This window comes from Microcystis ichthyoblabe FBCC-A1114, assembly GCF_050500245.1.
In the GTDB taxonomy this organism is placed as follows: Bacteria; Cyanobacteriota; Cyanobacteriia; order Cyanobacteriales; family Microcystaceae; genus Microcystis; species Microcystis ichthyoblabe_A.
Map to the genome: position 1 here is coordinate 4320504 of NZ_CP191408.1, position 22823 is coordinate 4343326.

Below are 22823 nucleotides of genomic sequence, written 5' to 3' on the forward strand. Positions count from 1 at the left end.
TAGTATCGTATCTTGATTCAGCAGGGACGAAAATCTTTTCAGGACTCGTAGCGTCGATAAAGCCGCTGCACCTTGTCAGAGAAACGCTTGCGGACTTTTTCCGGGGAGATCAACAAGCAATCTTCCCCGTAGGGGAGAATCTCGCGGAAAAACCAGAAGCTACTCGTTATCTGTCGGGTAATCTGCCGGATGGGGGGATCGTTCGAGATCAATTCGTCGGCGATATCGATAGCGCTTTTAGTCCGGTACGATCGAGCTAATCCATCGAACAGGTGAAACTCGGCCGACACACTATCAAGCTGATTGCGCCATTTGGCCCTAGGGATCGGGGTAATTAAGGAATCGTTGGGGATTCGATCGATCCTTAAACTCCAATTATGGTGTAGTTCGGAAATATCTTGATTTCCCTCGGTTTCCTCGCACCAACAATCGAGATATAAGCGATCCTCGTGACGATTGATAGCGGCATGGTAAAGATGGAATTCCCAGATTCGATCGCCGGCATCCTGATAGGATAACTGAAACGGTTGTTGTCGGAGAATGCAGCGATCGAGTTCTAACCGCCATGGCGGGGGAGGATTATCGAGGCTACGTTCTAGCTCTTTCCGTAAGGGTCCCGACAGTTCGCTCCGTTCTAATAGTAGTTTAGTTAGTTCTAGGGCGATGGGGATTTGTCCAGCATCGATGAGAAAATCGATCGCCTGTTGGAGCATCTGCAAGCGCTCGGGCTTCCAGTCGTGATTAGGAGCGATTTTAAGCTTATTACGGGCAATTTCTTTGATTAACTTCGATATATTCGGTTTATCTCCCCAAAATAGCCCGAATTCACTGGCAAGGATTTCTAGGGCCTGTTTTTCTTTTTCACTGACCGATAAAGTGATCGATTGTCCTATCCGGCTCATAGTTTATAAGTGTACGGACACTTTTTCTGTTAAGGTACTTGTCCATCCCTATTATCGTGGTTATTATGGAAGATAGCAAGGATTTACGGACAGAAATTCATGGTAAATTATCAAGTAAAGCTCAGGCCAGTCTATTCCTGTCCCGCAGACGAGATACCAGACGGGATCAAGGTTCCGCAAGGATGGCGGTTATCGTGGCATCAGGTGGAGACGTGGAAAGCACTCAACGATCCCGATATCGATGTGATTTTCAATACGGCCATGACGGGGGACGGGAAAAGTCTAGCGGCCTACCTGCGAACTTTGCAAGGATATTTCCCGATTATGGGACTCTACCCAACCAACGAACTAGCGCGGGATCAGCGGGGTCAGATCGAGGCATATATTCAACGATTTCAACCAACGGATCAACCCCGGGTCAATCTTTTAACCGGGCCCGAGTTGGAATTGTACGCCGAACGGGATGGGAAAACGAAAGCGATCGCTCTAGAGACTCGATCGAAACAGTCGGAAATTCTCTTAACTAACCCCGATATTTTCCATTATCTGCATCGGGGGGCCTATTTAACCCCCTACGATAACCCCGATCAGCTATGGAACCGGATCGATAAACATTTCGATCTCTTCCTATTCGATGAATTTCACGTTTTCGGCACGCCACAGGTCGCCAGCATAATCAATACCATGCTTCTAATCCGACGGGCCAATCGTGGGAAACGATACCTGTTTTTGTCCGCAACTCCCGACGAGAGTTTACTAAAACGATTGGATAAAGCGGGGTTTCGCTATCGATCGATCGACCCGGTAAGAGAAGGAAAATACCGGTTTCCCGATACCCCAGAAGAGGCCAATTCCCTCGCTCAACAGGGATGGCGACAAGTAACCTCGGAAATCGAGCTATCTTTTATTCCTTTACCGTCGAGTTTTCAAACTTCGGAAAATTGGTTGAAGGAAAATAAAGAGCGAATTTTAGACTATTTTAAGCGATACCCCGGCAGCAAGGGCGCGATTATTCTCAATTCGATCGCTTCGGTTAAACGTCTGCTGCCGATTTTCCGAGAATTATTGGCGACTATCGGTTTAACAGTGGGGGAAAATACGGGTCTTTCGGGAACGCGGGAGAAGTTGGCATCGTTAAATCGTGATCTGGTGATCGGAACGAGTACCATCGATGTGGGGGTGGACTTCAAGATTAATTTCCTCATTTTTGAGTCGTCGGATGCGGGAAATTTTATTCAACGTTTCGGCCGTTTAGGCCGTCACAGCGGCTACGATCGAAAGGGAACGGCGGTAAAATTTGCTAACTTCACCGCGATCGCTCTGGTTCCGAAATTTTTCCTAGAACGGTTATTCGAGAAGAAAGACGCACCGTTACAAGTCGGGGAACGGTATGACCGAATTCAGCTACAGGAGGCCATCAAGAGTAACTACCGTCATATCAATAATTTCGAGGGTTATTACCAACGTTGGGGAGCGGTACAATCATTTCAACTCTGGTGGAATTTAGGGAGTCCGAAGATCAAATCCCAATACGGGGAAAGTCGCCAGAAGTTTCAACAGGAATGCGAGGAGGTTTTCGATACCAGTTTAAAACGGGTCGCCGGTCGGGTGAAAGGATGGGCCGACGAATGGAAGGAGTTATCGGGGAAAAGCGGTAATCCGATTTTCGAGGATGCGTCTAGTTTTCGCGGGTCAAGTCCGTTATTATGCGGGTTATACGATTCGACGGAACCGGAGGAATGCGATCGCTTTAAAACCTACGATTTACCCAGTATTCTCGGTAATCTAGAGGTGGAGGTGTGGAGAAAAGGCGAGTTTAAGCGCCAGATCGAGGCCACGAAAACACCGATCGCGCGCAGACGTTTCGATTATTGTCTTGCGTTTCTGAATTTAAAGGGGTATCGAGAGGAACGGTTAAACTGGCGCTTTACCTACGACGGCGATTTAGGCGAGATTGCCTCCGCGTGGAAAGTGCAGGTTTTGACGGGAATCGGTGTTTGGCAACCAGATAATCCTTGGCTCGATCGAATTAGTCGGGAGTTACGGGATCAGGCTCTGGTTAGCTTCGTTCTTGCCTATCCCGTCGCTGCAGTTCGCCAACGCTTACAATTACCGATGCACTTCGGTATTTATCCGATTAGTGACGAGAGTAGTATTCATTCTCCCGTGTCTCCCTATTCTATCGCGATCGGTCAATCGGCTTTGTTGTTGGATACTCTCGCTCATCGGTTCAAAGGTAAAGGGGGTGAGGTGTGGATCTGTTGATGCCGTTTGAGGCTACCAAGAGATGAGGGAGTCAAAGTGTACGGACACTTTTTCTGGGATTTAGTTGCTCTTTGCTTCCTCCGCGTTTGATAATAGACATAGACAGACGCTAGGGACATCGATCGATATATCCATCGGATTCTTGCCATTTTTTTTGATGGGAGCTAAATATGAATAGGCTAGTAGAAAAAATTACGGCTATTGTCGAAAAACTACCGAATTTAAAACTATTAATTCTCTTCGGTTCTAGAGCGCGTGGAGAGCATAAACCTGATAGCGATTGGGATTTCGCTGTTTTATACGAGGAAAGAAGCGCTCAAAAGGATATTTCGAGTCTGTTGAAAATTTATACACTACTCGAACAAGCTTTAGAGATTCCCGAGGACAAAATTGATGTGATTGATTTAAAAGAATGTTCGCCGATCCTCGCTCATTATGTCGCGCGAGATGGTCAACTTCTATACGAACGGGAAACGGGACTATTCGAGGGATTTAAAGAAAAATTTCTCATGAATCCTGAAGAATCGAAAGCGTTATACCGTCAATTACGGAATAATCTGGAGATTTCTCTACGAGAAAAAGGAGTGTAAATGCTATTCAACCTCTGATTGCGATAGACGAATTAAACATCATGAATCAATACCTCGCCGAACTTAGCGAGTACGGTTCGATCACCTTAGAGGATTATCGTACATTAAGAGAACGTCAATTAGCCATAGAAAGGTTAATTCAGCTTATCGTTCAAACTGGCATCGATATCAATTACCAGATTTTAAAATGTTTAGATATCGAGTCTCCGAATAATGCTCGCGACGCATTATTTCAAATCGTAGAACTGGGAATCTTAGAAGAACACCTAGCCGTTCAACTGGCCGAGTCTATTAAATTAAGAAACTTACTCGTACACCTATACAAGAAAATTGATCCCGATATCGTTCATTCCTCGATCGCTAATATTTTACGATATTATCCCCGCTACCAACGCTCGATCGTTCAATATCTAGATTCCTTGGAGGCAGAAAATGGTTAGAAATACGAAAGAATTAAAAATTATCAATACAGTCAATAGAATAACCACGACTGTGGAAAAAATACCGAATTTAAAACTATTAATTCTCTTCGGTTCTAGAGCGCGTGGAGAGCATAGACCTGATAGCGATTGGGATTTGGCAATTTCACACGATGAAGCAAACAGACAAACACATATTAAGGAAATCAGTGATGATTACTTAACTTCTCTCTCTATCTTGAGTGAATTGTTTGAGATAAACCGTGATTTGATCGATCTAATTGAACTCGATCGCTGTTCTCCATTAATGAAGTATCAAGTCGCACGAGATGGAAAACTTATCTATGAAAAAAATACGGGAGACTTTTTAAAATTTCGTGTACGCGCTTGGAAAGAGTACGCCGATACCGCTAAATTCCGAAAGATTCAAAAAGACAGTATCGATCTTTGGCTCAAACAATGGGGAGTTTAAACGATGGAAAGGGAGATAGTCACCGTTAGAATTCGTTTGATGATCAAATATCTTAATCGATTACGGGGGGGCGAAATCATCAGGAATGCGAAATCGTTTAGTGCATCAATACGAGGCGATCGATAATGAACTTGTTTTTAAGGCGATTCCGATCGCTTTATCTCAATTTCCGCTTTATCTCAAACAAATTACCGACTATTTAGACTCTCTAGAGGTGAAAGATGCCTAAAAAACAAAAAAAATTAGAGGAAACGGGACAGTTAAATCTATTCGATAACACTACAGAAATTGACGATAAAGATCTGGATTTTGAGTTCGAGGATATTGATTTAGAATCTCTTGTTTCCGAAGATTTAGGAATTAGCGAATCAGTAAGCGATCGCCGAGTCGAAACCGTTCGCCAACTGCTAACCCTAAAACTCCTACGGGAGGCGATTCGAGCGGAAAACCCCGACGATCGAGTTATGGCAGATTTTGCCGAAATGGTATTACCCAATTTACTCCGATTAGCGATCGGATCAACAGCTAAAGGAGGAAATTTTATTGAGGCAGTTGATCGCGGTCGTGAATTGAGAAACAAACCTAAAGCTAAACGGGATAACGCTGGTGATCAATCTCTAAATACTCATTTACTTAATGGGTTATTTCCTGCCAATCTCATCGAGAAACGCTTACAAAAGCTTAATACTACGGTGCGGCGGATAATTAAAGAGTTCGAAAGAAGATTGGCCATAGCAGGATTTCTTGTTCATGATTTCGAGAAATTCTCTTACGATCGCTTCCCGTCCATGTCAGAGAGATATATACAAATTCAGCGAGATTTCATTCAAGATCCGTTTAAAAATCAAGACCCTCGTAAATTATCTAGGGAAGAACATCGGGAGATTCTACAGGTACTAATTCCCGAATTGGGATTAGATCGTTTCTTATTTCCAGATAATCCCGAACGATGGTTAGAATATCTCGATGATCTACTATATATTGCCAAAAACACCCAACGCCGTAATGACACCGACCTTAACACTTCTGAGGATGGGTTAAATGTTCGTTTAAACGATCGCGTTATAGAGAGTCTATGCGATCTTGCCTGTCTAGCCGATCGCCTCGCATCCATTATTAAACACCCCCACGATGCGGAAAAAGCCTCGTTACAAGATCTTTTATACAGCCTCAGCGATGGGGAACTAAAATTCACTTACCACAGCATCGCCGAAAACCGCGGGGTACTAACAAACGTACTTAATAACGCGGTGATGGAAGCACATCAAGAACTAGACTATCAGCCTTTACTTTACTTGCCTACGGGAGTTGTCTATATCGCCCCCAAAAACGCGCCAGAAGTGTCCCTAGAAACCTTACCGAATCGAGTGGTGGACACTATTAAATCCCTCTGTAGCGGCGAATTACAGCGTAAACAAACGGGATTCGGCAGAGATGGCAAGGGGATGAAATACGCAGATTACTACAGCCAATTTTTCGACGATGCTGGGTTAATGCGCGCTGCCCTCAACGCCACCCTTCGCATCCTCGGTGATAATAAAGCGTCCGTGGCCCGAAGTCGCGGCGAAAACCTGATTAAATTTCAACAACAGGGCGTTTTACCGACGGATTACGATTTTCATTGTGAAGATGATATCCGCATCGATCGCCTAGCGGAATTCGGGGACGTGGTGACGCGGAAAATCTGGGGCGATCGCCTGGAAAAAATCGAACAGGCGCGAAAATTGCAGAAAAACTTACCCGCACCGCCGGATTTAGATTTAATTAGCGAGATCGCGCATTATTGGAATCTAGAAAATTATCTGCCACAAATCCGAGCGATCAAGCGTATTAATGAATCGTTAAAAGAACTCAAACTGAAAGGCAATACGGGAGGGGTTCCCTACGAATGGTATTATCTAGCGGCACAATACCTGAAACAACATCCCGGAATCGAGGATATTAGACCGGTTGCAGAAGATTTAATCGCTTTTCTCGCCGCAAAAATCGCCGCCATAGTTGCGGGATATAACTTACCCGATGGTTGGGAGGATTTGCGAGAGTGGGTTAATCAAGTGGTGCAGTTACCCGGTCGGGAATTGGCCCACTCGATCGAAATCTTCCAGAAAGAATTAAACCACTACAACGCCGCTAAAAAACAAGGTCGCGGCCGTCAACTTCTCTGTTCGATCTCCCATTCTCCCTATAGTGTCAGCGAACAGATGGAATCGGCGGTTCTTTTTACTCCCCAAGTCTATACTAATAAACAAATGCTGGCAGGCTCGAACGCCAAACGAAACATTTCCAGTATCGCGGGAACGGAAATGATGTTGCGTCAGATTCTTATGAATCAAACCCAAGCGGTAGGAAAACGTTTCGAGGACGGCAAATATCGCTATCTGTACTTTTACCCGACCTATTATTTTACTCCCGAAACCAATAGTTTTTTACAAAAAGCCTACGCTAACATCGCTCAAACTCGTTTTGATAGCTCGATAAAGTTGCACTTTGTCGATAAGGATCTGGTCGCTAACTTCGATCGAACCCGTTATCAGAGTGTCGATAGTTTCCTGATCGATGAAAAATTAAGGCAGAAAAAGGAAAGAATTAACGAGGAGGAAGATGGCAAAAAAGACCGCACTTTTAAACTATCCTATCCCGAAGATAAACCCTTAACCTTTTATTTTATGGCCCTACCTCCCGGCCGCGATCCCACCGATACGGAATCCTGGGTTATGCCGGCATGGTTAGGATTAGCTTTCCCGATGATTTTAGATGTCAAAACGGTGGTTTCTGAGTCTCCTATTCCTCCCTATCGCGACGGTGCGGAATTTGAAGAGACGGTATTTCTGGACAGTGCGCCCCAAGCGATCCGGTCCTTAACCCGATGCGATCGATTCCGTCTCGATCGCGTCTTGAACGAGTGGGAAGATAATGACGGAAAAAAATATTCCGCCCCCTTAAATACCCTAACCGCAGCCTATTCTATTCATTTAGACGTGAACTCGAAGCAGGGTAAGACGGGTTATGATCCCAATTGGGGCAAATTAACGGAACTCGCTATTAATTTAGAAACCAGTCCTCTCTATGTTTTTCATTACCTTAAACAGTGGAAACGGGGCAAAGATGCCGATATACCGAGTGCTAATCGAATCGCTCTGTATCTCTACGATTTTTATCCTTGTTTCGATCCTTACGTTACAGAAGTTCACCGTTCTAATTTCACAATTAATATGGAAGAGCAATCCCCGTTAAATCACCCGAAAAAATTAACCGAATTGTATCGTCAATTCTATCGAGCTAATAAACGATATAACCCGAAAGCGAACGCAGTTTTAAAACCGATCGATGTGGCCGCCGATACGATTCTCAAAGGAGGAATCTATCAGGGAGAAGCCCTAGTCTCTGTAGTAGCGGCGGAAGTGGCCAGCTTAATGAATCGGGTTCATGCTTCTACAGCAGAAGGTCGCTGTATTTTATCCGATCGAGAACAGGAAAGACAGAAAATATTGTCTTTTGCTCGTTATTTTGTGATCGATGTGTTCGAGGTTTCTTTTAAGGGCGATCGAGCGCGTCTAGCTGGCAGACAATTAAACCTCCTTCGCGATACCTGCGAATTTCTTTACCGTCTTGAACAGGACAGAGACAATCAAGAGTTAAAAGCCCAGGGTCAAACTGTGGATGAAGATTCTGAAAACAATAATTAATTCAAGGAGTACCTACCATGTCTTTACTGAAAACCCTCGATTCTAAATTCTTTCATAGCGATATTCCCTACAAACCGATGGGAAAATACGTTCACTTTTTGACGATTAGAGTCACAGAATTTTATCCTTTATTTCAAACAGATGGAGAGCTAAATAAAGCTCGTGTTCGTGCGGGAATTGATAGCAAAAAAACGATTAGTCGTTTATCGATGTTTAAACGGAAACAGTCAACTCCAGAACGTTTAGTCGGTCGAGAATTACTCAGAAACTACAAATTAATTACCGCCGAAGAATGTGAGTACAATGTAAAATTTGCCATGAATAACCCCGACTGTATTATTTATGGTTTTGCCATCGGTGATTCGGGTTCAGAAAAATCGAAAGTAGTAGTAGATACGGCTTTTTCGATCACACCCTTTGATGAATCCCATGAAAGTTTTACTTTAAACGCTCCCTACGAGAATGGTACTATGGCATCAAAGGGAGAAAATAACACAAAAGTAGGGGAAGTGACTAGCAGGATTAACCAGCAAGATCACATCCGTCCGCAGGTGTTTTTCCCTAGTATTGTCACTTTAAAAGATCCGACAGAAGCGGGTTTTCTCTATGTTTTTAATAACATCCTGCGTACCCGTCACTACGGCGCGCAAACCACCCGGACGGGACGGGTAAGAAATGAGCTTATCGGTGTTATTTTTGCCGATGGGGAAATTGTTAGTAATTTGCGCTGGACACAGGCAATATATGATCGCCTTCCCGATGAGGTATTACAATCGATCGATCCCTTAGACGAGGATTTAGTTATGGAAAAAGCCACCGAGGCAATACAAGCATTAATGGCGGAAGAATTTATCGTTCATACCGATTTTATCGGGGAAAATTTTCAACCTTTATTAACTGAGGTGAAAACTCTCACGGGTACGGAAGCAGGAATTTTATCGGTTCTAGATCAAGCAAATAAGGAGTCAAAAAAATACTTTAAACAATATATCGAGAAAAAGAAAGCCGAGAAAAAATAGCTAATTTCGTCGGGTGGGTGTCGCCCACCCTATCATTATGGTACATATTTATTCCTGTCAATTAGAACTGCACGATAGTCTTTATTACGCAACCCGTGAAATCGGCAGACTCTACGAAAGCGAACCCGTAATTCATAATTACGCGCTCTGTTATGCTTTGGGATTGGTAAATAGCGATAGTTATCGTTACTTCTGTTCCGAACAGATTCCCCAGTACCAAGAACATTTAAATCCTCTTAACGAAGAGAAAATTTATGTCACTCCCGCACGGGCGATCGCTCATACGGCGGTTCTCAATACTTGGAAATATGCCAATAATAACTATCATGTGGAGATGGAAAAAACCCAGAAAAATATTCCCAGTTTTGGCAGAGCCAAAGAAATCGCTCCCGAAAGTGTTTTTGAATGTTTTATCATTTCCCATCACCCCCTACAACTTCCTAAATAGACCTCTTGCATAATTTTTTTATGGTATAATGTAAGGTTTTGCTTTTTTCTCAATTCTTAGATTGAAGTGGAAAAAAGAATAAAATGTGATCTTAGGTCAGGAAATCATCTATAATTTTGCTATGTTTATTAGCAAAATTATGGATTATCAAAACTTATCAGATGAACAATTCAAACGCCGTTTCGGTGTGTATAAACAAACATATAGAAAGATGGTAGAATCAGTAAAAAGTGTTGAAGCCGACTCTAATTCACCATCTAAAAGGGGACCGAAACCTAAACTATCTATAGAAGAACAAGTTTTAGTAACGTTAGAATATTGGCGAGAATATAGAACATATTTTCACATTGGTACAAGCTGGGAACTATCAGAATCAACTATATGTCGGATTGTAAATAAGACGGAAAAAATGCTTTTACAATCGGGAAACTTCCGTTTAAAAGGAAAAAAAGCTTTACTCAATCAAGCAGAGATACCGGTCATAACGGTAATGGATGTAACGGAAACTCCCATTGAACGCCCCCAAAAGAAACAGAAAGATTTTTTTTCGGGTAAAAGAGGTTATCATACTTTAAAATCCCAATTAGTAGCTGATCAAAATACCGAGGAAATTATCTGTGTCTTTTGTGGGAAAGGTAGAGGTCATGATTTTAGTTTATTTAAAAAAAGTCGAGTTCGTTTTCATCCTTTAACTACCAGCATAGAAGACAGTGGTTATCAGGGAATAGCTGCATACCATAGTAATAGTTATACACCGAAAAAGAAATCGAAAAATAGAAAATTAACAGAGTTAGAAAAAGAGTATAACAAGGCTTTAGCCAAAGAAAGGATTATCATTGAACATATAAATAGGAAACTCAAAATCTTTAAAATCTTATCCTGTAAATATCGGAATCGTCGTCGAAGATATAGTTTAAGAGTTAACTTGTTGGCGGCTATTTATAACTGTGAGTTAGGGATAGGTATAGCAGCTTCTTAAAAGTTGCCTAAAGATTAATCAAGTCAAGGATAATTTATTCTCAATTTTTATAATTGAGATAGTTTGTGCCGCTTAAATAAAGAGGTTTTGATAACCAAATTAAAGCAGCTCTAAAGAGTTTTGAGTTAAAAGTTAAACTTCAAGTTTTCATTCAGGACGAATGTACTGATTAACTAATTTTTTGGGGAAAATTAGTTAACCCATTATTATAACATATAATTAATTTGCAAGAGTTCTAATGGATTCGTTTGGGAAAATGGATGAGTAAAGCGGAAGTAAAACTGACAGAACTTTCCCTATCAAAACAAAAAGAGGATTTATTTATTTATCCCTATCCTTTAAATCCTCTCGATGTTATGTTTACCCATCAGGTGATTGGCTACGATGTGATTAATATGCCTCCCGTTAGTTTGATTCGTAATGTACGAATGCGCGGGGAATATTACCAAATAAGCGATCGCCCCGATCTGAAAATTCCCGCTCGATTGTCCTATCACTTCGGTTGAAAATTGACCATGACTCTTATCTCTTCTAAACCCCTCACTTTACCGGAATTTTTCTCGCTAACCGCTCCCGATGGCGATATTACCGTCGCATCGCACACCTTACTCCTATTCGTACTGTTGACGAGATTTAAATAAAATTTGTTTGATCCGGTTGCGTAATGGCTCTGGTGTAAGTACAATACAGCGATCTCCGTAGGGTAAAATCTCCCGAATTAACCAAAAAGGACTAGAGACTTTACGGGTTATAATCCTTTTTCCGTTTACCTCTCGGTCGTCGATATCCCTTGTGTTCCTTTCATAGGCCTTCACGAGGTCTTTTTCTAATTGTAATTGTACTTCTATAAAATCGAGACTGTCTCGCCATTGTTCTTCGATCGGGATCAGGCTTTGAATACGAGAGAATTTAAGACAGCGATTGTGAACAAGCTCGGGAAAGTCTCGCCTATCTTCTTCTGGCAGGTCAACCGTTTCCTCACACCAGATCTCTAGATAGAATTCTTTTTCCCGAAACATGATCTCGGCAGAGCGAACGGTAAATTCTAGGGTCTGTCCCTGAGAATTTTTGTACATTACCCGAAAAGCTTGCCGGTCATGGATATAGCGCTCCACCGTGAGCCGCCAATCGCGATCGTACTGACTGACCTGTTCGGAAATCTCCCGACGCTCTTGAGGGGAGAGATTTCCCTTCTCTAAAAGAAAATTAGAAAGAGTCTGGGCCTGTTCGATGTGACCCGATCGCACCAGACGGTCGATCGCTTCCTTGATCGCTTCGACCCGCTTTGCCGAGAGGGTAAAAGGTTCACCGATCTCCAGTTCTCCTTCGGCGATGGCGGCGATTAGACCTGACGGACTAGGACTTTTCCCCCAAAAGATGTTAAAGCGTCGGGCGATCGCCTCTAGCTTCTCCTTCGTGCCGGGAGGGATTGACAGTGTAATTGTTTCTTTTTTGCGATTCACCTGAAAAATGTACTTGTAATTTTAGAATATTTGTGCTACGATGCCTATATTGTAATGATAAATGAGGACAAAGGACTATGAGCAAAGGATAGTTGAGAAGGATAAGGAAGTGATCGGGGTTATTGCCGATTCCGCTATTCGTTTTAGGAAATCTCGAATCGGGGATGAGTTGACCGTTATGTTTTGCGATGGGTCGGTCAAAGTAAACAAAATTTAATCAAGCCTAAAGCTGATTAAAGGAGCAAAGTGCGATTATCAAGCTATCCCTATTAGGGAATTCCTTTCGAGCAACGTCATATCGAAAGAAAGCGCTACGAGTGGCGACTAAAAACCTATTAAAGCGACCGCTCCGTGAATCTATGCCGGTATGGGGGATTTTCTCCCCCTATACTGATCACCTGTTGTATTCGATCGCGAGATGAGCGAACAATATGATGTTCATAACAGACGAGTGCCAACCAACCTTAGAAGAAAGGTATTTTCTAAAAATCCGTCCCCAGCTTTACAAGCTACACGCGTCCCATTACCAATATGGGGTTAGAAAGGGAACAAGCCTAGCCGAGCATTTAGATTCTGTCTGTCAATTTCTTTTAACCATCACCCGTATCGCGGGAGTGCCAGAAGAAAAACGAGGGATAATTTTAGCCGTCGGAGTGACCCATGATTTAAATAAATTAGATGAATCAGGACGTAGTGTTAAGAAACTGGCGAGAGATCGGGCTTTTTTACAGGAACAGTTGGAGTTAGCCGGTGTATCGACTCTGGTGAAAACCGAAGAGGATTACGAGCTAGTCAGAAGATTAATCGAGCGTCATTCTGGTCATAGTGCCAGCGATGGAATGAGATTTTTTCCAGAAGATGGAAATATTAAAAAATGGGCGGCCATGTTGATCGGGGCTGATCTATTCGACTTGGGGATAGGGGAAGAAAAACGTCTTCGTAAGGTCGAGAACGAATTAACGATCGCTCTCGGCCGTCCCTGTCAATTATTTCGTGTTTGCTTATCGGAGGATAAAGGGTATTTAACCTCGCTTTTGTTGGGAGCCTGCGAAGAAGTGTTGATGAAATACAGCCTACAGTCTTTAGCGATCTATCCCGACGGACAACTATTTTTAGGTGAGAAATTCCCTGATCGAGATCTGACGAAAGAGATAGCGATCGCTTGGCAAAATAGAATCGATCGGGTGTTCGGTAACAATATCGAACAGCTTGTCCATCCGACAAAAGACGGGATTAAAATCGAGCTTCAAGCGATCCAACAAAATCCAGAGGAAACCCTCGGTTGTGTTATTGCATTGTTAGAAAAAAAGAAAGCGGGCATCAAGTCCGATAAAATTCAACAAGATGTTAGCAAATACGCGGGAATGGCGGGAGAGAAAGCGGTTCGAGAAGCCGAAGCGGTTGGATTATTACCGATTGCCACTGCCGACGATTTCGCCATTTCTGAAGGTCTGAAGGCCGCTTACCTGAGTTATCGAGGGGCTGGTATAAATCCGCAGGAAGCTTGGGATCGGATTGGCGAGCGCACCGGACTATCGAAAGAACAAAGGATCGCACTCGAACCTTTTAATTCTCAATACGGCCGTTGTCTGTTCGCAGCTAAATCCGCAGAGAGGGGAATGGAAGGGATTCAAGAGGCTTTAAGGGAATCTTTTCAACTACGTTTGGCAACAAACCTCCAGGACTCGGATTTGGAAGTATCCGAAGAAATGATAGCGGTAGTTTCTCAATGGCTGAATTTCCCTAATGCGAGAACTTGGCGGGCAAAAGACGAGCTTGACGCTTATATCGAAGCAAATCCCCGACAACGTTCCTCCCTCGGTAGCACATCGAAACAGATTGAAGAACTCATGTCGAATAATATGCCCCCAGAGACAAAAGTTCAATCTTTTTCCAATCGTCTCCCTGGGGGAATGAGTGCGGAACCGAAAAGACAAGCAGATACAATGGCTTCTCTCGCCTATAAATTAATGGCTGTCGGCGCATCTTTTCCCGCCGCTAGTAAGCAAGAACCGCTTTATCTTCATTTTGCTTTACCGAAAGGGTCTAGTCGCGATCTATTGAGCTTTTGGAGACGATTTTTAGAGGAGAAAGCGGCGATAGGCGAGGGAGGAACGGTCACAATCGATGAACTCAAGTTCTATAAAGTCGATAACGAACAGTTAATTTACAAACCTCGATCGATCGATGAATTGGGTATCGAGTTCAAATTGAACAAAGTAGTCGGTTTGGCTTTTCCTAAACGTCCTGAGTTTATCCAATCGACCGTAATTATCCCAATTTTATGGGGTGATGTGAATAATTCAATAGCCTTATTGAAAACAATTCACTTGGTCTTAGATTTGTCTCTTGCGACGGATTTCGGGTTTCCTTTTGTAGTCAGTAGTAATTTGGAGGTGGAATCATGGAATAATTTTTATGGAAGAGTTGAGGGGATTCCCTCTACTTTGCAACCGTTACTAGGAAACGGTCAATATCGGCGGAGCGGTCAGAGTAAGCCAAAAACTTTAAGACCCGAAGAAATCGCTGAGGAAATTTTAACTCGATTAAGATGTTTGGGTAAATTAGCGATAACAATTGCTAGTCTTCAAAAGAAAGATGATTGTCTTTACGACCTCGCCCGATCGCTAAGAAGACCGATCGAACTTTACTATGTTATTCTTCGTTGGTTATTACGAGAACATGATGATCCGAATTTAGAGTATTTTTGGCACCAGATTTCTCAACCCTTGAATATTTTACTGGAAAGTTGCATGAAGGATGAACATGATCTATTAAGTCGCTATCTTAAAGAAGCGGCTCGTATTGCCGAAGAAGCGGTCTTACGGGGGAGTTCTTTCCGTCGAACCTCGCAAGCGGAACCGTTTACCGAATTTATTACTGCGATTCGTTCTCGCAAAGCCCATCTGTCTTGGGATGTGGTTTTCGGTGCGTTAGTGCAGAATTATCACAACCGACTTGATCGCATACGCGAACACGGTGTCGGTGCAACTAAATACGAACAGATCAAGCGGTATTACGAGGTATTGAGACAACTTTTCGAGGAAGTTTATCAATCTCGCCCCGAAAAACTTCTAGCCGATAAAAAAACACTAGAAGCCGCATATCTTTTCTTCCTACAGGAAGCCAGGCAACGGATCAAAGAAGAATCGAAAAATCAACCCCCAACTGCCGCAGAAACTAACGAGCAATAAATAATCCACGAATATTCAGGAAAACGATTCTATGACTATCGAAAAATTAACCCCCTTTCTTGCGCCCGCTTACGAGAACTTCCCCAAAGGCAGAACGATCGGGCTAGTTGTTTTAAGAACTACTCGCTCCGAAACGATCTTCCGCACCGAAGGGTCTGGAGAGCCGATGTGTGGTGAATTCGTACAAGCGGGAATCAACGATCCGACAATTATCCCCCGTTTGGTTATGACAAAACGTAAACAGATCGCCCCGGAAAGACGACGGGGACGGGAATTTTTAAGAGCAAATAACCTACTGTATAACGCGCCCAAGAACGGCACAGTTTGTTCTTTAAACACGAACGCGCCCTGTGAATGCTGTATCGATTGTTTCCTGTACGGTTTCGCTGCGGGGGGTGAAGGCGCTCAGAAAAGTCGGGTTTGGACAGAAGACGCGTTTAGTGTTTTATCGAGTACCGAATTAATCGGGGAGCGGACGATCAACGCTATTTTCGAGAATGGCACGATGCGTGATGAAAAAGGAACCGCTTCTACCGCTTTGAACACGAGCGAGTACATTAAACCGGGGGTTCATTTCCTCGATATCGTCACTCTAAAAGATGTTACGGCCGACGAGTTACGCTACACGGTCGGAAATATTCTTATGACGACCCGTTACGGCGCGGTTTCAAGTCGATTAGGACGGATGGATAATGAAATTATCGGGGTTTTCGGCGGAATGGCGGAATTACCCAGTTCTCTAGAATTGGTGCAGTCTGTTTACGACTTGCTGGGAGCGCCTGAAAAGCTATTGGAACATCCTTTTAACACCGAGGAGCTAACTACCGCCGTCAAATCCGCGATCGCTCCGTGGACAAATAAGCGAGGTATTTCTATGCGGTTATCAGAGGAAGAGTTAGCTGAGTTGATCTTGGATGTTGATCGCCATTGGTCTTTGGACGATCAGGAAACCTTTTTAAAACGTCTCGATGAATCCTATGCTTCTTTCCGTAAACCTCGTTCTGAAGACGTTGGCAAAAAAGGAAAAGGCAAAAAGGATGCTTCGTCCGTTTCGCTGTAAATCGTTTACGGGTTAGAGGATCGAAAATTTTTCTAACCCTTCATCTCAAAATCGAATTTTATGCAACAACTTCAATTACCTCTCCCGTCCCTAGCGGAACCGAAAAAGACAATTTACGAAAGTGCGAGGCTGATCGAGCTTTGGTGTGCCGAACCCGTTTTTTTCGCCTCTAGAGAGTTATCCGACACCTACTATACCGAGGGAGCGATCGGTAACTACGCACTCGCTTATGCGTTTGGTTGGGCGCGTTCTCCCTACCGTCTGACGGGAACCGTAACCTGTAGACCGAGATACCGGGAAGACCTATCGCCTTTAGATAGTTACATTTTGCCCGCGTGGCCGAAAAACGATCAAGCATCTTTTCGATTTGAACGTTTTAACGCACTGTCCGATAGTTACTGGTATGCGATGACGAATAATCGTGTGGCGATCGCCCGTGAAGACTTACCGATCAAACGCTCCGGGAAAAAGCCGAATACCTTTCGACCGAGCAATTTTCCTCAAACGGGACGACTACGGATAATAGAACGAGGAAGTCGTTTTCAAACTTTAGTGTTCGGAAATAGAGAATTGCCCGAATATATTCGCTTAGGCAAATTCACCAGTAAAGTGAAAGTAACCATCCTTTCCGAAAATAGAGTTATTCTATTACCCAACGGGGAATATCGTAGTCATATCTACCTCAATACTGCTGATATACCCGCTAGTGTAAATTTTTTATCGTTCGATCTAATTGCAATTCCGCCAGTCTCCCTTTTCAAAAATCTTCACTTTCAAGGAGAAGCTTGGCAGATAGGTGAATCGATTGTTCCCGCCTATTTAAAATTCTGCGGAGGGTGAAATTATGGATAATCAATTTTTAAATATATGGCTAGAGCCAAAAAGTATTGCGGTTTGTGATTCTCTTCCTGATAAACTCCATTTTATGAAACCAGCCCTACAACATCAGGTAGAAGTGTATGAAAAATCCCGCAATCACGATTTAATTCTCGATCTAGCACCAACTGGAACTGGAAAAACAAAAGCGGGTTTTACGGTTCTTTTACATAATCCCAATCAAACTGCGATTTATATCGCTCCGACTAACGCGCTTGTCACCCAACAAGCGGAAGCGGCCGAGGCTTTTGTGAGGGATGCTAAATTAACGCACGTTGTCAAGGCCGCATCGGCCAAGGAAATTCAGGGATGGTCAGATGATCGGGTAGGCAAACGATCGGGAGAAAAGCTCTATAATCTTCTTCAGAATCCCGCTACGATTTTTCCCGAAGTAGGAGCAAATAGACCACTTTTCTTAGTTACAAACCCTGATATTTTTTATTATGCTACGTTTTGGGCTTATAATAGCTTAGATAAATCTAACATAGCTAGTGAGTTTTATAGCAGATTTTCTACAATTATATTTGATGAATTTCATCTGTATAGTGCTAAACAGCTAGTTGGCTTGCTATTTTTTATCGCTTATTCTAAGGTTTTAGACTATTTTCAGAACAATCGGAAAATCGTTATCCTAACTGCGACTCCAGAGAAAGCCTGCGATGAAGCTTTTAACACTTTAGAAAGAGCGGGAATCAGAATTGCGCGAATTGACGGGGAGAGTAACCATAGTAATCAAGTTCCTTCGCAGACTAAAGTGGCTCTAGAAATTCGTCCGAAAATTGAACGAGACGAATATCTATTACAAATCGCGGATGAAGTCAAGGAAAAATATCTAGCGAATCCCAATGACAATGGTGCAGTTATTCTCGACTCTAAAGATCACATTAATCGGTTGGCCGATTTGCTGACGGAACGAGGATTAAAAGAGGGTTACGGAAGAATACACGGATCGACACCTCAAAAGGATAGACTTTTAGCAGTTCAAAAACCGATTATTCTCGCAACTAGCACCGTGGATGTCGGTTTTAATTTCGAGAAAAATCCAGTCCCAACCCGACAAACTTTAGATTGGTTAATTTTTTCTGCGAAGGATCGTCATTCTTTCTGGCAAAGATTAGGAAGAGTTGGCAGAGTATTAGGGCGCAAAATTACAGATATCCCGTCGGAAGCGATCATCTATATAGATCCGAAAGCCTGGGAAGAGGGAATTCTCGAACTTGATCGATCAGGTGGTCGAGAGTCTTTGAAAAAGATGCTAGAAAGTTTACCTTGCTTAGATCGTCCTTTTTTAAGTATTTACTGGCGTTCCGAAGCTTCTTTAGAAATCGCTCGTCCTTTATCCGAGTTAGAAGACCTTTTAACAGATTTACCCCAAATTAGCGTTATTGAAGAGTTATATCAAACCATGCAGTCTATATTAGGAGGCACAAAAGACTGGAGTTACTATCGGTCTCGAATGCGTGTTTTTACTGGTGCAGAAAAGATTAAAGATATTTCTATTAAAAAACTAAAAAGTGATTGGAAATTTACCAAGGGAGGTCAAGCGCTGATTAAAACTTTCTTTAAATGTTATTATCCTGAATATTTGAAAGAAATAGAAGCCGATCAGAATAAAATTAAACATTATGAAGATATGTTTAAAAAATACCCAGAAAATTTCGAGAGTTTGAAGGGTTTCGCTAGGATGTGGTATGCCACCTATCAGCCTATATTTCAATTCCGAGATAGTATTTTTGACAACATTAAGGTTGTTGATCGCTTTAATCTTTTGCTCGATGAATCCGAAGAAACTATTATCGATCCTATTCATTTACTTAGGTATTATGATTTCGCTACCGATGGAGAGAAAATTGAACTTAAGAGACGAGTAGATAAACCTTATGAGCTTAAATTTATTCTATATAATCAAGATTCATTGGAGAAATTTAAACAAAATAAGCTGAATCGATTAATGGCTTTTGAGGACTGTAACCTTGAAAGATGGCTAAGAGGCGCAAAAATTCCAACTCCCTCATTACAACAACTAAGGCAACAATTCGTATCGGGAGTAATTGTATCTACGCAAGAAAATCAGGGTACAATTATTCAGCTTAGAAAACAAGGGCTAACAATATTTCCGATGTACGTTCATTTTGCTGAACAACCTAGACCGAAGGAGTTTACTTTTTTTCCGAGTTTATCTGGTATATTAGCGATCGCTTCCAGTGGAAGAAGATTAAAACTACCAGATGGCGAGGACTTTTACATAGCTTAAAAATAGCGTAAAACTTACAGCAGGCTGGAGAATATTTGTTATGACTAGCGTTACATCTAAATCCCTCACTTTACGGGAATTTTTCTCACTAACCGCTCCCGATGGCGATATTACCTATGAATTAGTCGATGGAGAAGCGATCGCAAAAATGTCACCGAAATTCTTTCATTCTCGTTTAACTGGTGCTTTATTTCTCGTACTCGATCGCTGGAATCAAGGACGGGGAGAAGTGGGAATCGAATGGGCAATTATTCTAAGCAAAAACGATCGAGATTGGTGTCCGGTTCCCGATCTTCTCTACATTTCCCTGGAAAGGTTAGGAGATATTCCCCTCACCGATGAAGCTTGTCCCGTTCCCCCGGAATTAGTCATCGAAATTATTTCTCCTGAACAATCCTTCAGCAGCCTGAGCGAAAAAGCCGTGGACTACCTAAAAGCGGGAGTCAGTCGCGTCTGGATCGTCGATCCCCGGGCCAAGCAGATCACGATTTTCTATCCCGACGCACCCCCAGCGATTAAAAAAGGCGATGACGAAATTAGCGATATTCTCCTCCCCGATTTAACCCTAACCCCCGGACAAATTTTTGCCAAGGCCCGATTAAGTTAAGTAGGCAGGCGTTAAAAATCATCAGATGCCCCCCTTATTAAGGGGGATCCCCCCGCCTATCGGCACCCCCCTTATCAAGGGGGGCAGGGGGGATCGAACCTAAAATCCATTTTTAATTTAATTATAACCAGCTACTTAATGCCCTACAGTCTCGTTCTCAATCTCACCCCTCGATCGCCGATCTATCCGAATTTTCTCACCGGACGACACCTTCACGCGCTATTCCTTACCCTTGTCAGTAGTGTCGATCAGGAATTAGGGAACATTCTACACACAGCCGAGGCAGATAAAGCCTTTACCTTATCGCCACTACAGATGCAATCCGGGGGAAAAACGATAAATTGCCCGCAGTGGCGACACGAACGGCCAATCGCCCCAGAAACTCCCTGCTGGTGGCGGATTTCTCTGCTCGATGACCGATTATTCGGTAAATTAACCTCGCTCTGGTTGAATCTCAATCCAAAACACCCCTGGCATCTCGGTTCCGCCGATCTGGTTATCACCAGCGTCCTCGCCACCCCACAATCGGTTCAACCCTGGGCGAACTCTTGTACTTATCAATACCTGTATGAAAACGCCTCGGAAACGAATCGGGAATTTGATTTCCTTTTTGCTACCCCCGTCACCTTCCGGCAGGGAAAATTCGATAGTGCCTTACCGACGCGGGAACTGGTGTTTAATAGCCTTCTCAATCGTTGGAATCGCTATAGCGCTATCCCCTTCGATTCCATCGTCCTAGAGTCGATTTTCCCCAGTTTCTTCGATATTCAAACGAAATTAGCCGACGAAGCCTATAAAAACCAGTCGTTCGGTTGTGTAGGCGAGATTCACTATCGTCTTTTGGGAGAGGTGGAACCCGCAAAGATTAAAGCGATTAATGCACTGGCGGATTTTGCCCTCTACGCGGGAGTGGGACGGAAAACCACCATGGGAATGGGGATGACTCGCAGAATTGCTAAGGAGAAAAGATAGTTATGGATGAATCTGATTACATACCGATCGCCGCTCTCAACCATTACGCCTACTGTCCCCACCGTTGTTGGAGGATGTTCGTCGCCGGGGAATTTCTCGATAATAGCTATACGATCGAGGGAACAAATTTACACGAGCGAGTTCACACCGTCGGGGCGGCAAACCGCGAGGAAATATGGCAAATTCGGGCGATCTGGCTTAAATCAGATAATTACCGTCTCATCGGTAAAGCCGATCTGATCGAGTCCCACGACGGCGAATTTATCCCCGTGGAATACAAACGGGGCAGTAAGGGCGAATGGGATAACGACGAGTTGCAGGTGTGCGCTCAAGCCATCTGTTTGGAAGAAATGACGGCAAAAAGGCTAGATACTGGCTATATCTACTATGCCAGTTCTCACCAGCGTCAACCGGTGGCGATCGATCTTGCTCTACGGCAACGGGCGATCGCTACGATCCGAGCAGTTGAAACCCTGATCCAGACGGGAAAAATGCCACCGGCGGTCTATTCGCCCCGCTGCAAGGGATGCAGTTTGTTTGATCGCTGCTTGCCTCGATTAACTGAAAAAGTCCAACGATATCAAGAGGAAGACTAAAAAATATGGGAACGGTATATGTGACGAGAGAAGACGCATTTCTCGGCAAAAATGACGAGCGTTTAACGGTCAAAGCATCCAAAGAAACGATCCTCGATGTTCCTTTATTAAATGTTGATGGGGTGGTTTTATTTGGTCGCGGTTCGCTATCCCCAGCTTTGGTGATCGAATTGTTGGAACGTCATATTCCGCTCAGTTTCGTCACATCCACCGGACGCTATCTCGGTAGATTGGAACCGGAGATGACCAAAAATATTTTCGTTCGTCGAGCGCAATGGCAGGCCGCCGGCGATTCCCCGAAAGCCATTCATTTAGTGCGGGGATTCGTCCGCGGCAAGCTGAAGAATTACCGCAACATTCTACTCCGTCGTCAACGCGATCGAAAAGAGTTGGATTTACAAACGGCGATCGCTTGTCTGGAAGCAGCGATCGGCTCGATCGAAACAACCTCGGCGATCGATTCTCTCCGGGGGTTAGAGGGAGCGGGAAGCGCAGCCTATTTCAGTTGTTTTGATTCCTTAATTCTCGGCGATACTTTTACCTTTGCCTCGCGTAACCGTCGCCCCCCGCGAGATCCGGTCAATTCTCTTTTGAGTCTGGGTTATGCGTTATTGCGCCATGACGTGCAGAGTGCGATCAATTTGGTCGGTTTTGACCCCTATCTCGGTTATCTTCACTATCAACGCTATGGTCGCCCCTCGCTGGCACTAGATCTGATGGAGGAATTTAGAGCGATCGTCGTTGATGCCGTGGTTCTCAATGGGGTCAATCATCCTTATCTTACCCCCGAACATTTCACCACCGAACCCTTAAGCGGTGCGGTTTCCTTGACGAGAGAGGGATTACAGATTTTCCTGCGCTTGTACGAACAGAAGAAACAATCCAAGTTTAAGCATCCGGTAATGAGTAAACAGTGTACTTATCAAGAAGCTTTCGAGATTCAGGCCCGACTAATGGCGAAATATCTGATGGACGAGACGGATAAGTATCCACCTTTGATTTTAAAGTAGGTAGAGGCGGT

General features: G+C 43.5%; 18 protein-coding genes and 3 pseudogenes. 19 read left to right on the top strand and 2 right to left on the bottom strand.

The genetic code is table 11. From position 1 onward, the window contains the following. Window positions 1-38 precede the first annotated feature (38 nt). Window positions 39-902 (bottom strand): WYL domain-containing protein, encoded by an 864-nt coding sequence (locus ACQY1Y_RS21030; RefSeq protein ID WP_430013506.1) that lies wholly within the window; start codon window positions 900-902, stop codon window positions 39-41. Between the two features lie 99 nt (window positions 903-1001). On the opposite strand from ACQY1Y_RS21030, the gene cas3 (ACQY1Y_RS21035) reads away from it, so the two are divergent. The 11 genes and pseudogenes from cas3 (ACQY1Y_RS21035) to ACQY1Y_RS21085 form a co-directional block, all read left to right on the top strand. Next, on the top strand, window positions 1002-3167 hold the full coding sequence (gene cas3 / locus ACQY1Y_RS21035; protein ID WP_430013507.1) for a type I-D CRISPR-associated helicase Cas3': 2166 nt from the start codon (window positions 1002-1004) through the stop codon (window positions 3165-3167). A 170-nt stretch (window positions 3168-3337) separates the two neighbouring features. Beyond that, window positions 3338-3757, top strand: coding sequence for a type VII toxin-antitoxin system MntA family adenylyltransferase antitoxin (mntA, locus tag ACQY1Y_RS21040; RefSeq protein WP_016515576.1), 420 nt, complete (start codon window positions 3338-3340; stop codon window positions 3755-3757). 41 nt (window positions 3758-3798) lie between these two features. Further along, window positions 3799-4197, top strand: coding sequence for a type VII toxin-antitoxin system HepT family RNase toxin (hepT, locus tag ACQY1Y_RS21045; protein ID WP_409779062.1), 399 nt, complete (start codon window positions 3799-3801; stop codon window positions 4195-4197). Then, on the top strand, window positions 4190-4648 hold the full coding sequence (mntA, locus tag ACQY1Y_RS21050) for a type VII toxin-antitoxin system MntA family adenylyltransferase antitoxin (protein WP_430013508.1): 459 nt from the start codon (window positions 4190-4192) through the stop codon (window positions 4646-4648). The genes hepT and mntA (ACQY1Y_RS21050) overlap by 8 nt, the downstream gene beginning before the upstream one ends. Window positions 4649-4733: 85 nt before the next feature. After that, window positions 4734-4877: a HepT-like ribonuclease domain-containing protein gene (locus ACQY1Y_RS21055; RefSeq protein WP_002797931.1), complete on the top strand. Its 144-nt coding sequence runs from the start codon at window positions 4734-4736 to the stop codon at window positions 4875-4877. Beyond that, entirely contained in the window at window positions 4870-8334 is a 3465-nt protein-coding gene (gene cas10d / locus ACQY1Y_RS21060; RefSeq protein ID WP_430013509.1) for a type I-D CRISPR-associated protein Cas10d/Csc3, read from the top strand. Before ACQY1Y_RS21055 ends, cas10d begins: the two co-directional genes overlap by 8 nt. A gap of 17 nt (window positions 8335-8351) precedes the next feature. After that, window positions 8352-9353 (top strand): type I-D CRISPR-associated protein Cas7/Csc2, encoded by a 1002-nt coding sequence (cas7d, locus tag ACQY1Y_RS21065; RefSeq protein ID WP_430013510.1) that lies wholly within the window; start codon window positions 8352-8354, stop codon window positions 9351-9353. A gap of 37 nt (window positions 9354-9390) precedes the next feature. Further along, a pseudogene (gene cas5d, locus ACQY1Y_RS21070) lies at window positions 9391-9798 on the top strand (type I-D CRISPR-associated protein Cas5/Csc1); the annotation flags it as partial. A gap of 124 nt (window positions 9799-9922) precedes the next feature. Beyond that, a complete protein-coding gene (locus ACQY1Y_RS21075; RefSeq protein ID WP_002732125.1) occupies window positions 9923-10780 on the top strand; it encodes an IS5-like element ISMae4 family transposase in 858 nt (285 codons plus the stop codon). 239 nt (window positions 10781-11019) lie between these two features. Further along, window positions 11020-11286, top strand: a pseudogene (cas5d, locus tag ACQY1Y_RS21080) (type I-D CRISPR-associated protein Cas5/Csc1); the annotation flags it as partial. Between the two features lie 9 nt (window positions 11287-11295). After that, a pseudogene (locus tag ACQY1Y_RS21085) lies at window positions 11296-11370 on the top strand (Uma2 family endonuclease); the annotation flags it as partial. 21 nt (window positions 11371-11391) lie between these two features. On the opposite strand, the gene ACQY1Y_RS21090 reads toward ACQY1Y_RS21085, so the two are convergent. Next, window positions 11392-12243, bottom strand: coding sequence for a helix-turn-helix transcriptional regulator (locus ACQY1Y_RS21090; RefSeq protein ID WP_430013511.1), 852 nt, complete (start codon window positions 12241-12243; stop codon window positions 11392-11394). Window positions 12244-12674: 431 nt separating this feature from the next. On the opposite strand from ACQY1Y_RS21090, the gene ACQY1Y_RS21095 reads away from it, so the two are divergent. The 8 genes from ACQY1Y_RS21095 to cas1d all read left to right on the top strand — a co-directional run bounded on the left by ACQY1Y_RS21095 (window position 12675) and on the right by cas1d (window position 22812). After that, window positions 12675-15437: a hypothetical protein gene (locus ACQY1Y_RS21095; protein ID WP_430013512.1), complete on the top strand. Its 2763-nt coding sequence runs from the start codon at window positions 12675-12677 to the stop codon at window positions 15435-15437. Window positions 15438-15468: 31 nt separating this feature from the next. Beyond that, complete coding sequence (cas7d, locus tag ACQY1Y_RS21100) at window positions 15469-16497, top strand: type I-D CRISPR-associated protein Cas7/Csc2 (RefSeq protein WP_430013513.1); 1029 nt, start codon at window positions 15469-15471, stop codon at window positions 16495-16497. 60 nt (window positions 16498-16557) lie between these two features. After that, window positions 16558-17337 carry a type I-D CRISPR-associated protein Cas5/Csc1 gene (cas5d, locus tag ACQY1Y_RS21105; RefSeq protein WP_430013514.1) on the top strand — a complete coding sequence of 260 codons (780 nt, stop codon included), beginning with the start codon at window positions 16558-16560 and terminating at the stop codon, window positions 17335-17337. 4 nt (window positions 17338-17341) lie between these two features. Next, entirely contained in the window at window positions 17342-19627 is a 2286-nt protein-coding gene (gene cas3 / locus ACQY1Y_RS21110; protein WP_430013515.1) for a type I-D CRISPR-associated helicase Cas3', read from the top strand. 40 nt (window positions 19628-19667) lie between these two features. After that, entirely contained in the window at window positions 19668-20234 is a 567-nt protein-coding gene (locus ACQY1Y_RS21115; RefSeq protein ID WP_430013516.1) for a Uma2 family endonuclease, read from the top strand. Between the two features lie 138 nt (window positions 20235-20372). Further along, entirely contained in the window at window positions 20373-21206 is an 834-nt protein-coding gene (gene cas6 / locus ACQY1Y_RS21120) for a CRISPR-associated endoribonuclease Cas6 (protein WP_430013517.1), read from the top strand. A gap of 2 nt (window positions 21207-21208) precedes the next feature. Further along, window positions 21209-21802 carry a CRISPR-associated protein Cas4 gene (cas4, locus tag ACQY1Y_RS21125; RefSeq protein ID WP_430013518.1) on the top strand — a complete coding sequence of 198 codons (594 nt, stop codon included), beginning with the start codon at window positions 21209-21211 and terminating at the stop codon, window positions 21800-21802. 5 nt (window positions 21803-21807) lie between these two features. Beyond that, complete coding sequence (cas1d, locus tag ACQY1Y_RS21130; protein WP_046663051.1) at window positions 21808-22812, top strand: type I-D CRISPR-associated endonuclease Cas1d; 1005 nt, start codon at window positions 21808-21810, stop codon at window positions 22810-22812. Window positions 22813-22823 lie beyond the last annotated feature (11 nt).

Coding starts and splice junctions, on each gene's coding strand:
- ACQY1Y_RS21030 (WP_430013506.1), bottom strand. CDS start 902: ATGAGCCGGATAGGACAATCGATCACTTTATCGGTCAGTGAAAAAGAA.
- cas3 (WP_430013507.1), top strand. CDS start 1,002: ATGGTAAATTATCAAGTAAAGCTCAGGCCAGTCTATTCCTGTCCCGCA.
- mntA (WP_016515576.1), top strand. CDS start 3,338: ATGAATAGGCTAGTAGAAAAAATTACGGCTATTGTCGAAAAACTACCG.
- hepT (WP_409779062.1), top strand. CDS start 3,799: ATGAATCAATACCTCGCCGAACTTAGCGAGTACGGTTCGATCACCTTA.
- mntA (WP_430013508.1), top strand. CDS start 4,190: ATGGTTAGAAATACGAAAGAATTAAAAATTATCAATACAGTCAATAGA.
- ACQY1Y_RS21055 (WP_002797931.1), top strand. CDS start 4,734: ATGCGAAATCGTTTAGTGCATCAATACGAGGCGATCGATAATGAACTT.
- cas10d (WP_430013509.1), top strand. CDS start 4,870: ATGCCTAAAAAACAAAAAAAATTAGAGGAAACGGGACAGTTAAATCTA.
- cas7d (WP_430013510.1), top strand. CDS start 8,352: ATGTCTTTACTGAAAACCCTCGATTCTAAATTCTTTCATAGCGATATT.
- ACQY1Y_RS21075 (WP_002732125.1), top strand. CDS start 9,923: ATGTTTATTAGCAAAATTATGGATTATCAAAACTTATCAGATGAACAA.
- ACQY1Y_RS21095 (WP_430013512.1), top strand. CDS start 12,675: ATGATGTTCATAACAGACGAGTGCCAACCAACCTTAGAAGAAAGGTAT.
- cas7d (WP_430013513.1), top strand. CDS start 15,469: ATGACTATCGAAAAATTAACCCCCTTTCTTGCGCCCGCTTACGAGAAC.
- cas5d (WP_430013514.1), top strand. CDS start 16,558: ATGCAACAACTTCAATTACCTCTCCCGTCCCTAGCGGAACCGAAAAAG.
- cas3 (WP_430013515.1), top strand. CDS start 17,342: ATGGATAATCAATTTTTAAATATATGGCTAGAGCCAAAAAGTATTGCG.
- ACQY1Y_RS21115 (WP_430013516.1), top strand. CDS start 19,668: ATGACTAGCGTTACATCTAAATCCCTCACTTTACGGGAATTTTTCTCA.
- cas6 (WP_430013517.1), top strand. CDS start 20,373: ATGCCCTACAGTCTCGTTCTCAATCTCACCCCTCGATCGCCGATCTAT.
- cas4 (WP_430013518.1), top strand. CDS start 21,209: ATGGATGAATCTGATTACATACCGATCGCCGCTCTCAACCATTACGCC.
- cas1d (WP_046663051.1), top strand. CDS start 21,808: ATGGGAACGGTATATGTGACGAGAGAAGACGCATTTCTCGGCAAAAAT.